This window comes from Mucilaginibacter sp. UYCu711, from assembly GCF_050433825.1.
Classification (GTDB): Bacteria; Bacteroidota; Bacteroidia; order Sphingobacteriales; family Sphingobacteriaceae; genus Mucilaginibacter.
In genome coordinates this window covers 1-20,671 of the sequence record NZ_JBNPWM010000019.1, presented here as the reverse complement: position 1 = coordinate 20,671, position 20,671 = coordinate 1, and the positions used below count along the sequence as shown (strand labels likewise).

The 20,671-nt window shown below is 40.3% G+C and carries 17 protein-coding genes and 1 pseudogene; 9 read left to right on the top strand and 9 right to left on the bottom strand.

All coding sequences use genetic code 11. From position 1 onward, the window contains the following. The first annotated feature begins 197 nt into the window (after nucleotides 1-197). From ABIB50_RS26400 to ABIB50_RS26365, 8 genes are all read left to right on the top strand, one after another. Nucleotides 198-983: a hypothetical protein gene (locus tag ABIB50_RS26400; RefSeq protein ID WP_429385017.1), complete on the top strand. Its 786-nt coding sequence runs from the start codon at nucleotides 198-200 to the stop codon at nucleotides 981-983. A 307-nt stretch (nucleotides 984-1,290) separates the two neighbouring features. Continuing rightward, nucleotides 1,291-1,467 carry a hypothetical protein gene (locus tag ABIB50_RS26395; RefSeq protein ID WP_429385014.1) on the top strand — a complete coding sequence of 59 codons (177 nt, stop codon included), beginning with the start codon at nucleotides 1,291-1,293 and terminating at the stop codon, nucleotides 1,465-1,467. Next, nucleotides 1,467-1,682 carry a DUF1573 domain-containing protein gene (locus ABIB50_RS26390; protein WP_429385011.1) on the top strand — a complete coding sequence of 72 codons (216 nt, stop codon included), beginning with the start codon at nucleotides 1,467-1,469 and terminating at the stop codon, nucleotides 1,680-1,682. The genes ABIB50_RS26395 and ABIB50_RS26390 overlap by 1 nt, the downstream gene beginning before the upstream one ends. Nucleotides 1,683-1,732: 50 nt before the next feature. Continuing rightward, nucleotides 1,733-2,017, top strand: a complete 285-nt coding sequence (locus tag ABIB50_RS26385) for a type II toxin-antitoxin system RelE/ParE family toxin (protein ID WP_429385008.1) — start codon at nucleotides 1,733-1,735, stop codon at nucleotides 2,015-2,017. Nucleotides 2,018-2,027: 10 nt separating this feature from the next. Continuing rightward, the gene (locus tag ABIB50_RS26380) at nucleotides 2,028-2,327 is read left to right on the top strand and encodes a HigA family addiction module antitoxin (RefSeq protein ID WP_429385006.1); all 300 of its coding nucleotides are present in this window, start codon (nucleotides 2,028-2,030) and stop codon (nucleotides 2,325-2,327) included. Nucleotides 2,328-2,477: 150 nt separating this feature from the next. Further along, nucleotides 2,478-2,741 carry a hypothetical protein gene (locus tag ABIB50_RS26375; RefSeq protein WP_429385003.1) on the top strand — a complete coding sequence of 88 codons (264 nt, stop codon included), beginning with the start codon at nucleotides 2,478-2,480 and terminating at the stop codon, nucleotides 2,739-2,741. Further along, nucleotides 2,731-3,438, top strand: coding sequence for a zeta toxin family protein (locus ABIB50_RS26370; RefSeq protein ID WP_429385001.1), 708 nt, complete (start codon nucleotides 2,731-2,733; stop codon nucleotides 3,436-3,438). The genes ABIB50_RS26375 and ABIB50_RS26370 overlap by 11 nt, the downstream gene beginning before the upstream one ends. Nucleotides 3,439-3,671: 233 nt before the next feature. Then, nucleotides 3,672-4,040: a hypothetical protein gene (locus ABIB50_RS26365; protein ID WP_429384998.1), complete on the top strand. Its 369-nt coding sequence runs from the start codon at nucleotides 3,672-3,674 to the stop codon at nucleotides 4,038-4,040. Nucleotides 4,041-4,329: 289 nt separating this feature from the next. Here ABIB50_RS26365 and ABIB50_RS26360 read toward each other — a convergent pair whose 3' ends face one another. After that, on the bottom strand, nucleotides 4,330-5,412 hold the full coding sequence (locus ABIB50_RS26360) for an IS5 family transposase (RefSeq protein WP_429384997.1): 1,083 nt from the start codon (nucleotides 5,410-5,412) through the stop codon (nucleotides 4,330-4,332). A 134-nt stretch (nucleotides 5,413-5,546) separates the two neighbouring features. On the opposite strand from ABIB50_RS26360, the gene ABIB50_RS26355 reads away from it, so the two are divergent. Then, nucleotides 5,547-5,852, top strand: a complete 306-nt coding sequence (locus tag ABIB50_RS26355; protein WP_429384996.1) for a hypothetical protein — start codon at nucleotides 5,547-5,549, stop codon at nucleotides 5,850-5,852. Nucleotides 5,853-6,168: 316 nt separating this feature from the next. Here ABIB50_RS26355 and ABIB50_RS26350 read toward each other — a convergent pair whose 3' ends face one another. The 8 genes and pseudogenes from ABIB50_RS26350 to ABIB50_RS26315 form a co-directional block, all read right to left on the bottom strand. Then, the gene (locus tag ABIB50_RS26350) at nucleotides 6,169-8,808 is read right to left on the bottom strand and encodes an outer membrane beta-barrel protein (RefSeq protein ID WP_429384994.1); all 2,640 of its coding nucleotides are present in this window, start codon (nucleotides 8,806-8,808) and stop codon (nucleotides 6,169-6,171) included. Between the two features lie 74 nt (nucleotides 8,809-8,882). Further along, nucleotides 8,883-9,701, bottom strand: a pseudogene (gene gldN, locus ABIB50_RS26345) (gliding motility protein GldN). A gap of 43 nt (nucleotides 9,702-9,744) precedes the next feature. Beyond that, nucleotides 9,745-11,031 carry an SUMF1/EgtB/PvdO family nonheme iron enzyme gene (locus ABIB50_RS26340; protein ID WP_429384991.1) on the bottom strand — a complete coding sequence of 429 codons (1,287 nt, stop codon included), beginning with the start codon at nucleotides 11,029-11,031 and terminating at the stop codon, nucleotides 9,745-9,747. 4 nt (nucleotides 11,032-11,035) lie between these two features. Further along, on the bottom strand, nucleotides 11,036-11,491 hold the full coding sequence (locus ABIB50_RS26335) for a hypothetical protein (RefSeq protein WP_429384990.1): 456 nt from the start codon (nucleotides 11,489-11,491) through the stop codon (nucleotides 11,036-11,038). Then, complete coding sequence (locus ABIB50_RS26330) at nucleotides 11,469-11,939, bottom strand: hypothetical protein (protein ID WP_429384988.1); 471 nt, start codon at nucleotides 11,937-11,939, stop codon at nucleotides 11,469-11,471. Before ABIB50_RS26330 ends, ABIB50_RS26335 begins: the two co-directional genes overlap by 23 nt. A gap of 11 nt (nucleotides 11,940-11,950) precedes the next feature. Then, on the bottom strand, nucleotides 11,951-13,063 hold the full coding sequence (gene porV, locus ABIB50_RS26325; protein WP_429384986.1) for a type IX secretion system outer membrane channel protein PorV: 1,113 nt from the start codon (nucleotides 13,061-13,063) through the stop codon (nucleotides 11,951-11,953). A gap of 2 nt (nucleotides 13,064-13,065) precedes the next feature. Then, nucleotides 13,066-13,767, bottom strand: coding sequence for a PKD domain-containing protein (locus tag ABIB50_RS26320; RefSeq protein ID WP_429384984.1), 702 nt, complete (start codon nucleotides 13,765-13,767; stop codon nucleotides 13,066-13,068). A 4-nt stretch (nucleotides 13,768-13,771) separates the two neighbouring features. Then, on the bottom strand, nucleotides 13,772-20,644 hold the full coding sequence (locus tag ABIB50_RS26315; protein ID WP_429384982.1) for a PKD domain-containing protein: 6,873 nt from the start codon (nucleotides 20,642-20,644) through the stop codon (nucleotides 13,772-13,774). Nucleotides 20,645-20,671: the final 27 nt, after the last annotated feature.

Sequence of the window (20,671 nt, the reverse complement as noted above, 5' to 3'; positions counted from 1 at the left end):
ACACACATCCGGGCGGCCCCTCATGGAAATATTTGGAAGGATTTTATTTAGGTAATTTCCATTCGGGGCGGGTAGGAGAGAGGGGGAAAAGAAAAGTTAAGTACTTGATATATAATCTATTATGTCTTATAAATAGGTTATCTTTATATTATAAGACAAACAAAAACAACATATATTTTAATCTAAAAAACACCACTATGAAAACTTTTAAAAACCTTACATTCCTGCTTTTAGTAGTTCTATCAATGTTAACTGTAAGTTGTAAGAAAAGCAACGTTGAGCCAGTAACACCTATAGATAACGGTATTAACGTCGAGGCACCGTTCACCGCAAGATTTACTAAGAGTGAATATATTGTTAATACCAATGCTGGAGCAAAACTAACTTCTGACCCAATTGCGGCAATACAGTGTACCAACCCAGATGCATTAGCAACGGGTCAATATCATGGAGTTACCCAATTGTTTATGTGGCTAATTCAACCGGTTGCGGCAAGTGGGTGGATTACAACCCCTCTAACGTCCCTTACAATAGATGCAACTGATAATAATGATCCCACTAAAATTGTATCCAGGGGGTCTACTATTTTTACAACAAACGCTTTGATAGCCGACTCAGACGTGGCATTGAACCCACAAGTTATACAACCTTTAGGGAGTACTGCAACTACACCCTTAACGGCTAATGTTTCGTTGCGCTCGTATAAGAGAATACCGGTTACTAAAACGATAAAATACATACCAGAAAACTTTGATTGGAATATTAAGATTTCTCAATTAGATGCATTGTCTGCCAGTAGTGCTGCCGTTCACTTGACGGATTATATTAATGTTACAGGCGCGACTTTTACAGGAACCGATTCTGCCGTTTCGGGTGAATACTTTTACCCGAACAAAGTAGTAGGAAATACATATACAATTACAGCAACGAAGACCTATGATAATGGCACGTTTGTTATAACTAAACAAATCACTTTACATTAAACCCTGGGTCATGATCACTTCATTAAAGTTTTTAAGGCTTATTATTCAACTATTGGGGACGATCTTAATTTTAGTGGGAGGGACGATCTTAACTGGGGGAATTATGGGATTAGGTTACTACGGTTTAAAGACCGGCACCGTTAGGTTTATTGGACCTGTTCCTTTATTGGTTATAACAATTATACTCTCAAAGAAGTTTATTTTCCCCGGGCTTAGAAAGTTTGTCGCATGGCTTTTATACAGAATAGATTGTTCTATTGTAAAACATACAAAAATTTCACATCCGCGGTACTTTTATTAATTTATTATGAAGAATTTATTATTGTTACTTATTGCTTTAGTTGGACTATCTGTACACACCATTGCTCAAACCCCTCAAAGTGCATTTGAATTAAAAGATAAAACCTATTCGTTTTATCAAATAAAGCAGGGAGTTCCAGTAACACATACTTTTGATTTTAAAATGTTGGAAAAACTCCCTTAATGATTACCGTCGTAAAAACTTCTTGTGGATGCACCGTTGCGGATTATACACCAACACCGGTATTGCCGAAAGCCTTTGGATTTGTAAAGGTAACTTATAACGCTGCCGCAGTAGGGATATTTAGTAAAAACGTATTCATCACTACGGCCGACCCAAAAGAACCCGTTTTGATGCTTACAATTAATGGTGAAGTATTAAAGTCTGAATCTAAATAATAGCTCTTGACATTTTAAAATGTAATGTGTATATTTACACTATACAAGCTATGATTAAAACAATCAAAAGTAAGGCCGTAAGGTTGTTGTGGGAAAATAATGATAGTAGCCGGTTGCCGGCTGCTCAATTAAAAAAAATTAGACTTTTGCTACAAATCATTGACGATTTGGAAGAAGTCCCGCAAGATCTGGCCACGTTTACATCACTTCGCCCACATCCCTTAAAGGGAGTTTTAAAGGGGTTTTGGAGTTTAGATGTTACTGCCAATTACCGCATTATTTTTCGATTTGAAAACAAAAATGCTTTTGATGTAGATTATTTAGACACACATTAAATTTGATAAAATGGAAAGGATGATGGATTTATCGCACCCAGGTGAAATATTAAAAATGGAACTGATTGAGGGCCGGGGTTTAACAATAGGGAAGGCGTCTGGCCTGTTAGGAATAACCCGCCCAACATTATCTAATATAATGAATGGCAAAGCATCAATAACGCCTAATGTTGCATTGCGAATTGAAACAGTATTTGGTGGATCAGCAAAGTTTTGGGTCCGCTTGCAGTCGTCTTTTGATTTAGATATTGCTAAGAAAGTTTTCCTTGAAAACCCCCCAAAGATTCAACATTATCAGGTGGCATCGTAGTTTTTTTATAGTCAGAAAAGAGGCTACTTTACATAATAAATATTATGAGGCAGTTTAAATACCTAAAACAGGGGAGTAGAAAAAGCAATTATAGATTGACTAAAACACAATGTACGCAGTCATTTTGGACTAAACAATTATCTAACAGAAATGGAAACAACAGACACTATAGAGGCAATGAATAACCGCATTCATGAAGCAACAATTCAACTTAGAGAAGATAACTTTAATAGAGGTATCCCGTTTATGATGTTTTCCGATAATCTTCCTGATGGTGAAGCATATCTTGAATACCCAGACGGGAAAATTGAAGTCGTCCGCATTGATGAAGAAGGGGAAGAAAACAACCTGACAACGGTGAAAATACTTTCCAAAGTAGAAGCTGAGCGTGTAAGGATTGAATATGGACTATAATATTCCTACTCTTTTTGTGGTTTCCGGTCCCAATGGTGCCGGCAAGTCGACATATATAAAGATACTTTTGCCCCCCGAATTAAAAGATTGTAAACCTTTTGATAGGGACAAAACAAGGAGTACTATAGAAAATGAACTTTTTGGTAAAACAACAGATTTAACAGCTGATCAAAAAAGACAATCACAGGGCGATATGGAAACTATTTTACAAAAGGAAATGGTTAAAGCTGCCTCGGAAAAAAAACATTTTGTGCTGGAAACGCCGTTGTCCCATCCTGATTATTGGCGATACATCGATTTTTTTGCTAATAAGGGTTACCTGGTACAGTTGAGTTACATGTGTTTGGATTCTATTAAAGATTGCAAAATGCGTGTTTCTAAAAGAGTTAAAGAGGGCGGTCACAATGTTGACGTACATACAATCAAAGGAGTTTACGAAATGAACCTTAAATATATTAATGAGTTTAGAGACACCTTTAAGCAAATTTCATTGTACGATGGTATGAAGAAGCCCGATTTGATCGCGCGACTGGAAAGCGGTAATGTCGTGCGAGTGGAGCCATTGGCATTTAAAAAAAGCTGGATCAAACAGGGTTTGACCGATATATATAATGATTTGGTAAGGTCCGGGAAGGAAAAAAGTCATTTGGGTATTTATAAAGTGGAAAATGACCAGAACCAAAATTTGGGACGATAATAATATACTAAACGATAAAATATAATTTATGAGTGCGAGAACCTCTTTACTGGAGATTGTTGATATTAAAGAAAGGAAAAAGTCTTCTTATCAACGTGACCGACTTTCTAACTTTCAGGGATATTGCCTTAACTATTCCTTGAAGCTTTACGACGTAATTTATTATCCTGCTCAACTAAAAGGGATTGTAACACGCCCAGAGGTTTCGTTCTCGTTTTATAAAAACTAAAGATATGCCTGAAATTACAATTGATAACGCGAAATTAGTTAAGGAACTTTATTTAAGGAACCTAACAACAGACCAAAGCAATTATATTAAAGCATTGCAGGTAAAGTTTCAAAAGATAAGAAGCACAGAGGCGGGCAGCCTGGCACTGTTTGGATATTTTAAACTCGAAGGCCGGTACGAGGAAGAAAAAAGAGCAAATGCCGAACTGAGGAACGAGCTCCGGGAAGCGAAAGCAAATTTCGAAAATCTTAAAATGAAGGTAAAAAAGCACTTTCAGTTAGAGGGTGATTTATTAATCTCGAAGGAAACATTGCTTGAAGCAATTAATGAGCCGGGCAAACCCCAGGCGATGCTTACTCGAATGGGTAGTTAAACCTTGCTAATTTTGTAGATGTTTTTGTGCCAGGTTGATCAGCTGGAGAACAGCCGGCCATGAGTTTTTGTAGATATTTCTCCGTTCTGGCGCTACGGATCCGGGCTACCAGGCTTAACAAATTGTAGATAATCCCTTAACTAATACGAGACCGTTGCAAAATATCCCTACTTAGATAATTGAAGATTTTCAATATTTTGATTTTCGATGTTGGTAGTTTTTTCTGATTTATCGGTTCATTTTACGTTTGGTTTTGATTTTAGCGGTTTTTTAACCCGGTTTTTATCTCCTATTTGATGGCTAATATTGCATTAGACACAACTATCCCAGGTGAACGGTATAAGTTGTATGCTATGGCTTCCATCAGGTGTTGGGTATGTGTTTTAGCCTTTCCCAGATACCTGGTTATGCCGGTTTTAAACCACCGGGTTATTCCTCCGAGTGTCCGCTCAACCTTAAACCTGGTTTGACTGACGATTTTATTGAATTTTTGCTGATGGCCGGTTAGCGGTTTGTTTCTTACCGCCTTGTACATGATGCCATCTTTTAATCCATTATTTTTCAGATAGCTTCTATTGCTTTCACTGCTGTATCCCTTATCTGCCCTCACTCTTGAACCCTTTTCAATACCCGCCTTTGTTATTACATCTTCCAAATGAACGATATCACTTTCATTGGCCGCGGTGGTAACAACTGCCCTAATAAGTCCCTGATCATCGGTAGCGATATGTTTTTTATAACCAAAACGTAATTTACCGGCTTTCTTTATCCATGCACCCTGTATGTCAACATGGCTTTGTGTTTTTACCGCAAGTACCGTTTGTGTGACAGCCGGCTCCTGTCCGCTCAGGGATGTACCCAGTTCTTCTTTTCTATCTTCGACTACTTCATATTCTTTCTTGCCTCTTGGCTTACGTGGGCTATCTGTAATACTGGCATCTACAATAGCCCCCTTTTTTAGCAGTACCCCTTTTGCTTCCAATTGCCCGTTAATGTTGGCCAGCAGTTTTTCATAAGCATCTTTTTGGGTTAATGCAGTTCTAAATCTGCTCAATACGCTATGGTCCGGAACATCATCTTCCAGGGTCAGGCCCAAGAATTTCATAAAACTCAAGGAATCGTTAACCCTTTCTTCTATTTCGTAATCACTCAAGCCATACCATGTTTGCAGAAGACTCATCTTAAATAGCAACAGGCCGCTGTAAGATGGCCTGCCAGCAACGCTAAAGCCTTTGGAATAGTGTTTCCTGATCTCCGCATCCATTGCTGTCCAATCTAATAATTGGTTCATTTGATCGAAAAATTCATTCTTTAGCTTTCGTTTGGACACCGATATTGCAGAAAAACTCAATTGTTGCGTGTTCTTTTCCATATATTTATATATGGAAAAGAACTTAATTAACTGTATAGCAATTGATTATGTGCTTTTACTGTGCAACGGTCTCAATACGTTCCGTCTACCATAATCTGTATATTTATTTAAAATTACAGACCTAAAGAAAAATCATGTACCTGATAGGATTTATACAAACAGCAAAGCCGCTCGTCCTCATTAACCCGGAAATGTTCAGGGAGGTTACCGGATTATTTAACTGGATAAACAAATTTTTGAACAGTTCAGATTTTGAGCTCGATACACCCGTTACGCTGGAAAACCTGACCGCCTCATTAAATAAGGACGTTCCCGTACAGATAAATTTTAATGGCTATGCCGTTGCCCTGCTGTTGGGTAACGATGAAGTGGTGCAGCAACATACCGAGCGTTTTGTTTATACGGATAAGTTTGAGCTATTAAAATTAGCAGATGATTAACAGGTCAAAACAAACCACCTGGAGAAGGCCTGAAAGAGTTGCGTCGTTACTCTTTCAGAATGAACGGCCAGTAGATAATTTTATATTTTACTTTTCCAGGCCCGCGCCAATCAACGCTACTCTTAATTTCTTTTGTAGATGTTTTTAAACCAGGTTGATCAGCTGCAGAACGGTCGGCCATGAGTTTTTGTAGATAATTATTTATTTAAAAACCTACGGGCCTGCCCAGATCCGGCACTCATGGAATTTTTTTTGTCTACAATTATATAATATATAGATCTGCTGCAGTGCAACCTGCCATCAAAATTTGTAGACGTTATTTAACTCCAGCAAACTTTTGCAATCTTATATTAAAAGAAAGCAAAAAATATCGTCCAAGTGAATTTGTCTTAGTGTCTATAATTTGGTTAGCAACAACAGTACGCTGTAGTCCGGTACTTTGATTTAACAGGTCGAAGGCACTTAAGGTTAATGAACCTATATCGTTTTTAAACAACTTCCTTTCTATTGCCAAATTAATGATTAGTGGCTTTTTAGCGCCAACGCCCTTATATCCGCTGTTTAATTCTTTTATAAAGTCATAATTAACCACCCATTGTTTTTTAACATACTTCTTTCCCATTATTCCCAAATTAATAGTTTGACTTGAACTTGTAGAGGAGGGTTGATTATAGCTGCTATAATTAAGTGTATAATTGATCGCGACCTCATTCTCTATTATACCAGGAAAACTAATTCGAAAATTTGCGAGTTGATTAATTATAAGGTTTTGCCCGGAGCTTTTTTCGTCATTTACAAATGAAATGTTATTAGAAAGATCACCCGATCCGGAAAGCGTTAAAAAGTAATGATCTGATTTTACCGCCTTGGTTAATGAATAGAAACCTCGAACACTCTTATATCCGTTTGTATTAACAAAGGAGGTTTGTTGTATAATGCTATTCCTTCTTGCAAGCCTGTCAGACACTATTTTATTTTGAACAATATTGAAGTCTACGTTTGAGAAGAAAGACGAATGAGTGTCCGGATTAACTGCATTATATTGAAATTTTAATGTATGATAAAACTCCGGCTTAAGACCCGGGTTTCCAATCATTTCATTTTGCGGATTAGAAACGTCCCTAATGGGTTGCAGTTCCAGGAATGACGGAGAAACACTATTACCTTTATAGTGGATAGAAAATGAGCTTTTTTTACCAATCGCATAAGTAAACCTTGCCGAAGCGTCGAGGTTTAATGCATGGTAGCTTGTTGTAGAATCGCGCGCAAGGGATTTGCCCATTAACCCTGTACTAATTACATCTACACCATATAGAAAAGTAGACTTATCATTAACGGTCCTAAATTTAATGCTGCCGGTATTAGTTATAAATTTCGAAGTATAAATGTCGCTTAAAGAATCAACATGATTATTTAAAAGTGTTTTAGGGTCAATTAGCCCTGTATTAATTATGCTTTTAGTATTGCTATGGCTATAGGTATAATTAATGTTTAAGCTTGTAGAGGAACTTAGGGGTTCATTATAGTCAAATGAGCCGGATAGCACTTTTGTATTATCAGCCTCATTAGTTAATAAATGTTGATTTGAAGGGTTATTGGCCGATGTTGCCAAACTGTCCATTTGGTTATCTATATTCCTTTCCTGGCTGTTTTTTGTGAAGTCAGAATTGAAGTTTAAGGATAGGTTTCTTCCCGGTTTTGAAAATTTATGATTATAAAGCAAGGATCCTAAGAGGTTATTCTGATTACCACCAATATTTAATGTATTGTAAAGAGTTGATATTGAATTAAAGTTATTAATAACGGACACACTCTTGTTTGTTGTGTTGGAAGACGTAAGGCCGAACGATGGAGAAAATTTAAAGTAATCATTTCTGCCATTATACTCAATATTCAAATTAAATTGGTGGCGGCGGTTCTTGCTGGAGCCTATACCCGTCTGGTTTGATGTAAGGCTATAACCCGGATAAACACTTTCTATATAGGTGGCCGTTTGAGTTGTATTAATATTATCTGAGAAATTGTAGTTCCCATAAACTGTGAGGCTTTTACTAATGTTATTCCGGTAATTAAGCCCAGCTGACTTTGTGAGTGTAATCCCATTTCCACCGGTAGTTATTGAACCCATACTGCCGGCGTTTGTGTTATTTATTGAAGAAACCACAGATAACTGTTGTTGCTTGTTAAAGCTATTTAAAGAACCGGAAGCCATATAACGATGATCTGTGCCAGCTGCACCGGTGAGGTTACCAAAGACGCCAATTTTTTTGTCATCTTTCAAACTGATATTGATTATTTCAGTCGCAGCACCCGTTTTGATTCCGCTAACATTTGCAAGGTCCCCGTAATCATTTATAACCTGAATATTCTTAATTATATCCGCAGGAAAGGACTTTAGGACAGCTGAAATATTACCGGCAAAAAAGTCTTTACCCTCTAATCGAAGTTTGGTAATAATCCTTCCGTTGGTTTTAATAGTTCCGTCCCGATCAACGGTAATACCCGGTAGCCTTTTTAATAAATCCTCTATCACATCACTACCCACGGTACTACCCTTTGCAATATTATATTGGATAGTATCTCTCTTTAGATTTATTGACGGAACCGCGGTGATAATAACCTCTTTCAACTGGTTGGCGACCATCTTTAATATTATCGTCGAAAGTTCAGAGGGATGCTCGACGTTATAATACCCGACAAAAGGCTTATATCCCAATGCTTTTATTTTTATTTGAAATGCCACCCTCCCAACATTCTTAAAAATATATTTTCCGCTATCATTTGATATGGTATAAAGATGCCGATTGTTTGAAGTCAGGATAACTTCCGCTCCGGTTATGGAAGCCCCTGTTGAGTCCGTTAATAGGCCAGATATGGTTTTATTAGGGGCCGATTGCCCCCTTGAATAAAAAGAACAAAACAAGACCATTACGAATAGTAAAACTGATCGTTTCATATGCGAAAAAAAGTTTATGAGATTATGAGTAGAAGTCTCAACAAGGGTTATTACTCCTCATTGAGACTTGTTATTTATTTATGGGAATAAATTTGTGATTTGTACGAGTGCAGTTGTGCTTCAATACGGTCAGATTCCTTTTGAGCCTCTTCCGGCGTTTTTGTATAATCCTTTATCCGTAAATCCTCAGGGTTTGATTCCTTAACAATTGTACTGGCGAACTTTCGTAAAATAAAAATATCGTCGTAGCTAAAAATAGTATTGCTGGGCGCAATCACCTGGTTATTGACAAGGACTTTTCGCGCTTCATTAAAATATATCCAAAATGCAGGTTGCTGACTAACCAGGACACCTTCTATCTGAAGTTTGTAAAGCGGAGCAATACCAACAATGCGCGTTTCCTAGACAGATCTTTGTTTATCAAAAACCCAATCTTCTTTAATTCTAAATTTTGTTACAGAATCAGGGTTGAATGTACCAGCAACCAGGTGTGAGCTGATTTTATCTCCTGTTTTTTTATCAATCGAATCAACCATGACACTATCTATAAATTTTGCCCTTGCCTCCTTTGGACTTAACTTAACTTTAAACTTATCTCCTGTAGGGTCTGCCGGGGATGGCGTAGCATCATAAGCAGTTATAGTATGATTATCAATCGCAGTAAGGATAATATCAATAAGCCTCGATTGAGGGTCACCAAAGAATTTATTCCTTTTGTCTTTTATATCGATTTCCCGCCAAATTCTTTTGACGGAGTAGATATTCTCAGGCTTAATTTCCGGAAGCGGAATAGCCTTAACATTTTTTAACTCAGTTTTTTGTATGAACCCATCTACCGGGCTATCATCTGATTGAGCAAATACAGTAAGCCCCACCAGGCTTAAGCATATCATTAAAGTGTATTTTAACATCGTTTTATTTATTAAGTGAACTTTATTAATTACGGGTCCTTGTTTTTTCAGAAATTAATATTTCCGGTGCCGGCATCACACAACGAAACCCGATATAACTTTTTGGGGCATCCTGGAACTCAAATGTTCTTGTCGTCGGTTTGACAAAAAATCGAATATCTTTCCAACACCCGCCCATGACTACCTTCTTTTTCATTTCAGGTGCATCATTCTCTTTGGCATTATAGGTCAAAACCGGGTTAAGATCACTTATAAAAGCAGTTGCAGACAAAGTGTAATAATTCATCGTCCACTCTGCCACGTTTCCAGCCATATTATACAAGCCAAACTTGTTAGGGGCATATGAAGTCACCGGAGCGGTATAAACCGCGCCATCTTCAGTATAATCACCTTCTTCTTGCTTATAATTAGCAATTGGGAGGGTGGTTTTCGATTTATTCCTAACCTTCTTTGTTGTATCAATTATCCCTATTTGTTCAGTTGCAGCATAGGCCCATTGTGCCTCTGTAGGCAGATCAATTTGTAATTGAATTAGTTTTGGACTTAACAGAGTGTGAACATACTTTCTCCATATTTTAGTCCTCCAGGCCGCGAATGCCCTTGCCTGTTTCCATGATACACCTACAACGGGATAGTCGTCGTAAACTGGGTTTGAAAAATAACTTTCCGTCATTTGGCTGTTTTGCGAATTTGGAAAATCCCTTGCCCATACGGTAGTGTCAGGATAAACGTTGATAGGTTCCCTAATTACCCGCTCTACATTGCCATTCTTTTCCGTGTAGTCTGGGTTTAGATACTCATAGTTATAATTTAAGAGCGCTACGTTGATTTCGTTGGCACCGGTTCGTTTAGCTTTGCCCGTATAGTACATACCGCGAAGTTTTTCCCTTATATTATTATTTGTTGATTTCCAAATGGCCTTGCCATCCGTAATTTTTCGCCAATTTATATTGGCAATTGAATCCCCATTTTTATTTGGAAGGAAAAAGCTTTTATCTTTTATATAGGCAGTAACGGCAATAGAATCTCTAACCCAATTCACAAATTGCCGGTATTGTTTATTGCTAACCTCTGTTTTATCCATATAAAAGGCGCTAAGGCTAACCTTCTTAAAAGTGGATGAATCTGTAAAAGAGGAATCTAATTCAGGTTGTCCGATTAATACCGATCCGGAAGGTACATATACCATTCCCGGGGGACCTTCCAATGTTTTGTCGTGAGAGGCTTTAACCCTTCCTGTTCTGTAACTTCTGGTGCTGCAACCGGCAAGTGCCGAGGCTAAGACAACCAGGTAAAAAAGTTTAATTTTCATGGCGTTAATTGATGTTTTTAATTTGGTGAGTTGTACTTAGGGGTCTGAAAAGGCCATTTTTATTAGCAAACCTTTCCTGATGCTGGAGAACGCTGTTTACGATACATAATTCAGGAGCCAGTTTATTTAGCAAATAGTAAATAAGGCGCTCATGGGTAGATAATTTTGGCGTTGAGTGTAACTCCTGATTATGGGTTTGATAAACAACCTTTTCAAATGACAACACATTTAAAATTGACGTAATGTTTATCTGGAGGTTACCCTTACAAACAAGAAAATTGCTTTTAATAATAAAACCAGCTGATAGAAATTCTTTTTCTATAGTCAACCAATCTAAATTGCTAAGCGGTAATTTATTTAATTTATTAATCACCTTATTGTATGTTTTTTTAAAAGTTTTGTTGTCAATCAAGCCAGGTAATTCATCCGTACCTGATTTAGTTAATGAATGTTCTTTCATAGCTTTCTATAAATAATATGAGACTTTTATCTTCTTTAATTCTTTCTATAATTGAAGTCCTTACCGCACTATAGCTTGTCAACCGTAGGTTCAAAAAGACACGCTTATTATCGGTCCAGACATTTAATGTTGGGTATTCTGAAAAGCCGCGGGCGATCAATTCCTTTCTGTATCTATTAATGAGTTTCATTAAACCAGAAAATAAGTCGTCCGTGGAAATATTGATGTTTATATCCGAATTATGAATGTAAGTGTCCAGGCTAACCATATCATTTTGTATTCGGAGGATACCCTTATTCTTTTTGATTTCTGCCTGAATGGTTTTTACCAGGTGTTTAACTTCATCCTTCTGCATAAGAGCGTCAAGAATTGCGGAAATTTCAACATTCACCCTTTTTTCAATTAGTGATATAAAATCACTGTTATTAATAACTTCATTATCAACCATAGCTTTATTTATTATTGTCCGTTATTTTGCTCAATTAAGAAGGTCAAGGAAATGTGAAAAGTGTTCTGATAGGGGTTTAATTTACTGGCTATTGGAAAAAGATAGGAAGCATCCAAAACCATGTGTTTGTAATTAAAACCAAGCCCGGCAGTTAAATATCTTTTCTCCCCCTTCTTAGGGCTCTCATACACCCCTCCAGCTCTGATAAAAAATTCATGCAGGTATTCGTATTCTGCTCCGGCGCCCAAAACCACAGACTGTAGTTCCTCTGAAACGCCGCCTGGTGCATCATAAAAGGACGTATATATGCCCTTGAAAACACTTCTATTAGTACTCATTCCCTTAACTATATTTCCATTTTCATCAACCGTGGGTGGCGTGGGAACTAATAGTTTGTTAGCATCCAGCCCGATTGTTATACTTGAATTTATTCCAGACAGAAAGTTTACAGCAGCGCCAACTCTTAAATTCGCCGGCTGAAAAGAAGTCAGATATGGGCCATAATTAATCTTGTTACCTAAATTGGAAAACGCAACACCCCAAGAAAATTTTGATTCATCAATGAACTTTTCTGCGTATAAGGCGATATCGCCGCTTACAGCATTTGCGTCTGATAAATCGTTTCCCGCTATTTGAACACCTGAATGAATATATTTCAAGCCAACTCCCAAGGAATACATTTCAGATAATTTTAATGAATATGATGCCCCCAGGGATAAATCATAAGGGTTTTTCACCCCGGTTTGAATGCCCTGATCATCACGATAAACCGTCTTTTGCTCGGTTAAATAATTGGCTGAAAACCCAATAGATGAATTATAGCCAACCCGACCGAATCCGGATAACCCTAATAGATTAATACCGGAGCTCACAGAGGGTAAATAAGGCGAATATGTAAAAGCGATAGCACCCTCTGTTTCAGCAAATGCTGGTTTTGCATTATTCCAATAGTTAGAATAGGCATCGTTTGACGTAGCTGCACCGATTTCACCCATCCCCGAGGACCTGGCATCCGGCGGCGTAATAAGAAAGGGCACAGCTACCGGAATGGGGTTCTTTTGTGCTATTGCGGCTATTGATAGGCCCAATAAATTTACAACCATTATTAAGATCTTCTTTTTCATAATCACTGTACGGTTATGGTTTGTGTTATCGAATGAGTTGCATTATTGCTGTCGGTCACAGTCAACCCTATAGTATATTGACCAGCTGTGGGAAAAATGTATTTTATGCTTGAATGTTGAGTAACAATAACCTGGTTGTCTAAGGCGAAACAGAAACCTTTTAAATAGCCTCCAAATTTTGCGTCACCATCGAAGCTACTGCTGCCGTCAATTTGATATTCGTAGGCGTCCTTATTAGTAGTCCTTGTAATATTCATTACCGATTTTGGGGGGAGATTATCAAAGTAACAAATCTTCGCATGTGCTGAACTTAGTTTACCGAACCGGTTTGTCGCGGTAAATATTATGTCACTTATTCCCAATGAATCAGGAAAAAAGTTCAGATTCAAATTTTGATAATCTGTTGGTAATTTGCCGTCTTTTATAGTAAACGACCTATAAATGAAATGCCCGTTTTGACCATTAATCTCATAAGTCAAATTACTTACCTGGGATGTCGGCGCATTAATATTTAAAACCAGTGGATAGTAATTAACACCCTCTTTTTTCTTTATAGAATCAGATAAGATGTTAAGGGTTTTGCTTTCTTTTTGGAAAGTCATTACCGGTGGTGTATCTATATTGGCGAATACATCTACCCTATTATCGCAGCCACCCGTAATTAGGGCGGCTGCAATGCTTAATATCAAAATTGCTTTTTTCATAAGATTAATATTTTAGAATTTTTAAATCTTCGTTGATTGTTTGACCTGTTACTTTAAGTAAATAATAGCCGGTTGCCATGGCAGGAAAGTTTGTTACCTCAAAAGTGTTAGCGCCCATTTTGGCATTAAAGGTTTTTGAGATTATTAAATTCCCCCTTAAATCTCTTAGCGTCACCAAGACAGCTTGACTTATACTTGCATCAAAACTGATATAAAAGACCTTGCTAAATGGATTTGGATAAGCAAACATTGAATCGTTATTATAAACGACAGGACCGGGCACAACGAGAACAGGCGGGGTAATTTGATAGTTATCCGGACCTACTTTAATTAATGCGTTTTTAGTTATTGAATATGAGCAACCTCCCGAAGTTGTAACCGTTAATGTCACGTTAAAGGTCCCAACTTGATAGTAATAATGTTGCGGATTAGCAACGCTTGAATGACTGCCATCCCCAAAATTCCAATCATATGTTACAGCACCTGGTACAGCAGCGGTAAAGGAAATAATTGAGCCGCTTGTAATCGTAGGATTTGAAGTAGTAAAGTCTCCGGTTGGAGGATCTTGTACTAAATTAGTAACAATTGAAGGTGATACGCAACCGGCAGCATTAATTATAGTCACAGTATAAGTGCCTACAGGTAAATTGCTGAAGACATTGCTTGTTTGATAATTTGTACCGTCAATTGAATAACTATGGCTTGGAGAGCCATCGCTTGGTATAGCAACCGTTATACTGCCCGTTGCGGTAACGCAATTTGGTTGTACAACACTAACTACTGGAGCAACCGGTATAGGTGGTTGAGCATTTATTGTTGCTTTTACAACCCCTGAAACACAACCGGCCATAGATTTAATTATAATATTATAATCGCCCGTTGGAAGGGTTTTAAATTCATTACTTGTTTGCCACGTAATGCCACCATCATCCGAATAGGAGCCATTAGTGTACGGCTGAACGGAAATACTTCCAGTACTCACTCCACAGGTCGGTTGAACGATTGTTAGAACCGGAGTAGACGGCAAAGGTGAAATTTGCACAGTTACAGCAAATGAAACCGGAGAAGTACAACCCTCTGTCGACGAAACTATGAGCTGGTATTTGCCAGCTTGATTAACCGTTAACGTAGAACTTGTTGAAATAACGGTTCCATCTTTAAACCACTGGTATCCCGGCAATCCCGCGTCTGCACTTAGAACACTACTTAAGCCGCTACATATCGGAAGGGTTACATCCCCCGATATTTTACCCATTCCCTGTATCGATATTGACGGCGATTGCGGTAGTGGATTAACAGTTGTAATTAATTTTGATGGTGTGTATACCGTTCCATTTATTGTAATAGTAACAGAATATTGACCCGCATTAGTAATTTGAATTACCTGAGTAGTTGCGCCGGTCGACCATAAATATGAGTCGGCCTGCGGTGCAATTACTGTTATTGTTTTACCCTGACAGAACGCAAATAACAGATTTCCGTCACTATCCACTGTCGGTTTATTGCCCGGATTGCTTGGATCATCAACTGAAATTACAGGAATCGCTCCATTATCATGGTTTGTTAAAACAATGCTGTTACTAACAGGTGATACACAGCCATAAATGCTTGTTGTAGTTGCAGTATAAGTGCCGGATGTATTAGTACTTAGGCTTGACCCCGTTTGGCCGGAAATTAAAGTTCCGTCCTTATACCAAAGGTATGCACCAGTTCCCGTAGCTGAAATTTTGATTGCCTGGGTTCCTACTATTGTTGTTGACTGCGAAGTCAACACAGGAGTAACCGGGCTTCCGTCAATTACAGTAAATTGAGTAGAAACAGGCGAAGTCCCACAGATGTTTATCGCCTCAACAGTATAGCTACCGGCAACAGAGATATCATATGTGGATGAAGTCGCGCCAACAATAGCCACCCCATTGTTATACCACTGATAATAGGTAGCAGCTGGTGTTGCGGCGTCTAATCTTACTGTTGAACCCTGGCAAATAAATGATTGGCCGGAAATAACCGGCATTATTGGAATACGGGATAAGTAAACCGTATACACTGACGAAATAAGACTACTTCCGCAAGAGTTTGCAGCTATTACAGTGTAATTGCCCGCAGCGGTTACATTTAAGGTAGCTGTTATTTCACCCGAAATAGGATTGCCATCTTTAAACCATTGGTAAGAAGTCGCCGTTAAGCTGGACGCAGTTAGTGTCATTGAACCCCCGTAACAAACTGCAGTCGGGCCAGTGATAACCGGTACAGCTGGTACATTTGTTAAAGCAACAGCGAAGGCCGCTGAAATCGGGCTGTTACCGCATACATCGGTTGCGATCACGGTATAATTACCAGATGCGCTTACTGCAAGAGTCGCCGAGGTTGCGCCTGAAATAGCTACACCCCCATTATACCATTGATACGATGTAGCTGTGGGAACCGTAGCATCTAACATGATAGTTGACCCCTGACAAACCGAAGCCTGGCCTGTGATCACCGGCATGGCTGGTACGTCAGTTAAAGCAACGGCCAAGGCCAAAGATACAGGGCTATTACCGCAAGCATTAGTTGCCATTACTGTATAACTACCGGCCGCAGTAACGCCAAGCGTTGATGCGGTTGCCCCTGGAATAGCTACGCCCCCGTTATACCATTGATATGAAGTAGCTGTTGGCGTTGTACCCGTTAAAGTAATTGTTGAACCCAGGCAAACAGTTGATGGGCCACTGATCACCGGCCTGCCAGGTCCATTTGTTAAAGCAACCGCATAAGCTGTTGAAATAGAACTATTACCGCAAGCGTTTATTGCTACAACGGAATAATTACCGGCAGCAGTAACGGCCAGTGTTCCCGAATTTCCTCCCGAAATAGCTACACCCCCATTATACCATTGGTACGAAGTTGCCGTTGGGGTTGTACCGTTTAATGTAATCGTTGAACCCAGGCAAACAGTAGCAGGGCCACTGATCACCGGCATAACAGGAACGTCGGTTAAAGCAACCGTGAAGGCCGCAGAAACAGGGCTATTACCGCACACATCGGTTGCGATCACAGAATAATTACCAGCACCTGTTACCGCCAGGGTAGCCGAGGTTGCACCTGAAATAGCTACACCACCAATGTACCATTGGTAGGAAATAGCAGTTGGTACCGTAGCATTTAACGAAATCGTTGAACCCTGACAAACTGAAGCAGGGCCAGTGATCCCCGGCGTAGCAGGTACGTCTGTTAAAGCAACGGCGAAAGCAACGGATACCGGACTATTACCGCAAGCGTTGGTTGCCGTTACAGTATAACTACCGGCAGCAGTAACTCCAAGCGCTGATGAGGTTGCTCCACTAATTGCGACACCTCCATTATACCATTGGTATGAAGTTGCCGTTGGAGTTGTACCCGTTAATGTAATTGTTGAACCCTGGCAAACAGTTGATGGGCCACTGATCAGCGGCATACCAGGTCCGTTTGTTAAAGCAACCGCATAGGCTGTTGAAACTGAACTATTCCCGCACGCGTTTATTGCTACAACAGAATAATTACCGGCAGCGGTAACGGCCAGCGTGGCCGAGGTTTCGCCCGAAATAGCTACACCGCCATTATACCATTGATACGAAGTGGCGTTTGGCGTTGTACCCGTTATAGTAACTGTTGATCCCAGGCAAACAGTTGCCGGGCCTGTGATCACTGGCTTGGATGGAATGTCGGTTAACGTAACTGTGAAGCCGGTTGAAACGGGACTATTACCACAGGCATTTATCGCCATTACTGTATAAGACCCCGTACCAGAAACTGAAAGCGTAGCTGAGTTTGCTCCTAAAATCCCTGTACCATCCTTATACCATTGATAAGACGTTGCAGTTGCAATAGTTCCATCCAGCGTAATTGTTGAGCCCTGACAAACAGTTAGAGGTCCAGTAATTACCGGTGTTGATGGAACGGCATTTAGAGTTACAGTGAACGTGTTTGAAATAGGGCTATTTCCGCAATCATCGGTTGCGATCACGGTATAATTCCCCGCCGCAGTAACTGAAATATTAGACGAGTTTGCGGAAGGTATAGGAACGCCGTTGTTATACCATTGATAGGTTGTGACGTACTGTGTTGCGGCATCAAGAACAATTGTTGTTCCGGAACAAACATAAGATTGTCCCGTAATAACAGGTTTTGTTGGCAAATAATGAATCGCAACAGTGTAAGAAGCCGATTCCGGGCTATTTCCGCATGGATCAATTGCAATAACGGTATAGTTACCCCCATTTGTAACACCGTATGTTGCAGAATTTGCACCGGGTATCGATGTGCCATTTCTATACCATTGATAAGAGGTTGCAGTAGAAGTAGTGGCATCTAAAACGATGGAATTGCCAGAACAAACAATCGTTTGAGTTCCCGTAATTACCGGCATTGGTGGAACGAAAGCCAGAGCTACAGCGTAGTTTGCTGATGATGGACTATTTCCGCAAGCATCGGTAGCGATCACAGAAAAATTGCCACTTGTAGTTATTGAAAGTGTCGCCGAGGTCGCACCACCGATAGGACCCCCCCCGTTGTACCATTGGTAAGAAGTAGCGGTTGGAGTGCTCGCATTTAAAATAACGGTCGAACCAGGACAAACATAATTAAGGCCGGTAATCACTGGTGTTGGAGGTACGTCAGTTAGCGCGACCGCGAAGACACCGGAAACAGGGCTGTTACCGCAAGCGTCAGTAGCGATCACAGAAAAATTACCATCCCCATTAACGCCAAGTGTGGCCGAAGTAGCGCCAGCGATAGCAGTGCCGTTATTATACCATTGGTATGACGTTGCGGTTGGCGTTGTACCTGTTATTGTTATTGTCGAACCCTGGCAAACGGTTACCGGCCCTGTGATAACAGGTGTTGGCGGGACATCCGTTGAAGCAACGGAATATCCAGTAGACATTGCGCTACTAAAACAGGCGTTAGAAGCTATTACTGAATAATTACCGCCAGCAGTAACTCCAAGCGTGGCTGAGGTGGCGCCTGAAATAGCAGTACCGTTATTATACCATTGATAGGTAGCCGCAAATGCAGTTGTACCATCTAAAGTTATAGTAGAACCCTGACAAACAGTTGACGGGCCTGTGATTGCCGGGGTAGCAGGTTGACTAACTTGATTAACCGCAAAAATATCGGAAGTCGGACTCGTTCCACAGGTGACATAAGCAACTACTGTATAGTTACCCGTGGTGTTTACGGTTAAATTTTGGCCTGTTTCACCGCTTATTGCAGTCCCGTTATTATACCATTGAAAAGTTGCACCTGCATATGGTGCCTGAATAACGGTTGATGAACCCTGACAAAAAGTATGCGAACCCAAAATAATAGGCTTACTTGGTGCTTGTAACTGGATTACCGTAACAGGAGCAGAACTTGTCGACCCGCAAGAATTTATTCCGGTGACACTATAATCTCCAACAACAGTTACAACATAATTTCTACTTGTCGCACCTGAAATCGCCGGACCGTTAAAATACCATTGATATGATGTGCCCGAAGTCACAGCCGTGAGCGTCGTACTACCTCCCGGACAGAATGCGTTGTTGCCATTTATGAAAGGTTTTGACGGAACCGTACTTGTATTTACCGTGAACCCCAATGAAGCCGCACTTGTTCCGCAAGAAGATGAAGCGGTAACAGTATAAACGCCCCCACCTGTTACGGAAAGCGTTGATGCGGTTTGACCACTTAAAGCAGACCCGTTATTGTACCATTGGTATGATATAGCATTAGCGGTTGTACCGTCTAAAGTAATCGAAGATCCCAAACATACTATAGCCGGGCCGGTAATCACCGGTGTGCCGGGAGCAGTACCCAATGAAACAGGAAAGTTTGATGAGGCGGAACTTGTACCGCAAGCCGATGAAGCAGTCACAGTATAATTGCCGGCACTAGTCACAGCAAGCGAGGATCCTGTTTGACCACCCAATGCTGAGCCGTTATTATACCATTGGTATGAAGTTGCATTTGCAGTTGTACCATCTAAAGTAATAGTTGAACCCTGACAAACCATAGCCGGGCCGGTAATCACGGGTGTGCCGGGAGCAGTACCCAATGTAACAGGAAAGTTTGATGAGGCGGAACTTGTACCGCAAGCCGAAGAAGCCGTTACGGTAAAATTGCCGGCAGTAGTCACAGCAAGCGAGGATCCTGTTTGACCACCCAAGGCCGAACCATTATTATACCATTGGTACGACGTTGCATTTGCAGTTGTACCATCTAAAGTAATAGTTGAACCCTGACAAACCATAGCCGGGCCGGTAATCACGGGTGTGCCGGGAGCAGTACCCAATGTAACAGGAAAGTTTGATGAGGCGGAACTTGTACCGCAAGCCGAAGAAGCCGTTACGGTAAAATTGCCGGCAGTAGTCACAGCAAGCGAGGATCCTGTTTGACCACCCAAGGCCGAACCATTATTATACCATTGGTACGACGTTGCATTTGCAGTTGTACCATCTAAAGTAATAGTTGAACCCTGACAAACCATAGCCGGGCCGGTAATCACGGGTGTGCCGGGAGCAGTACCCAATGTAACAGGAAAGTTTGATGAGGCGGAACTTGTACCGCAAGCCGAAGAAGCCGTTACGGTAAAATTGCCGGCAGTAGTCACAGCAAGCGAGGATCCTGTTTGACCACCCAAAGCCGAACCATTATTATACCATTGGTACGACGTTGCATTTGCAGTTGTACCATCTAAAGTAATAGTTGAACCCTGACAAACCATAGCCGGGCCGGTAATCACGGGTGTGCCGGGAGCAGTACCCAATGTAACAGGAAAGTTTGATGAGGCGGAACTTGTACCGCAAGCCGAAGAAGCCGTTACGGTAAAATTGCCGGCAGTAGTCACAGCAAGCGAGGATCCTGTTTGACCACCCAAAGCCGAACCATTATTATACCATTGGTA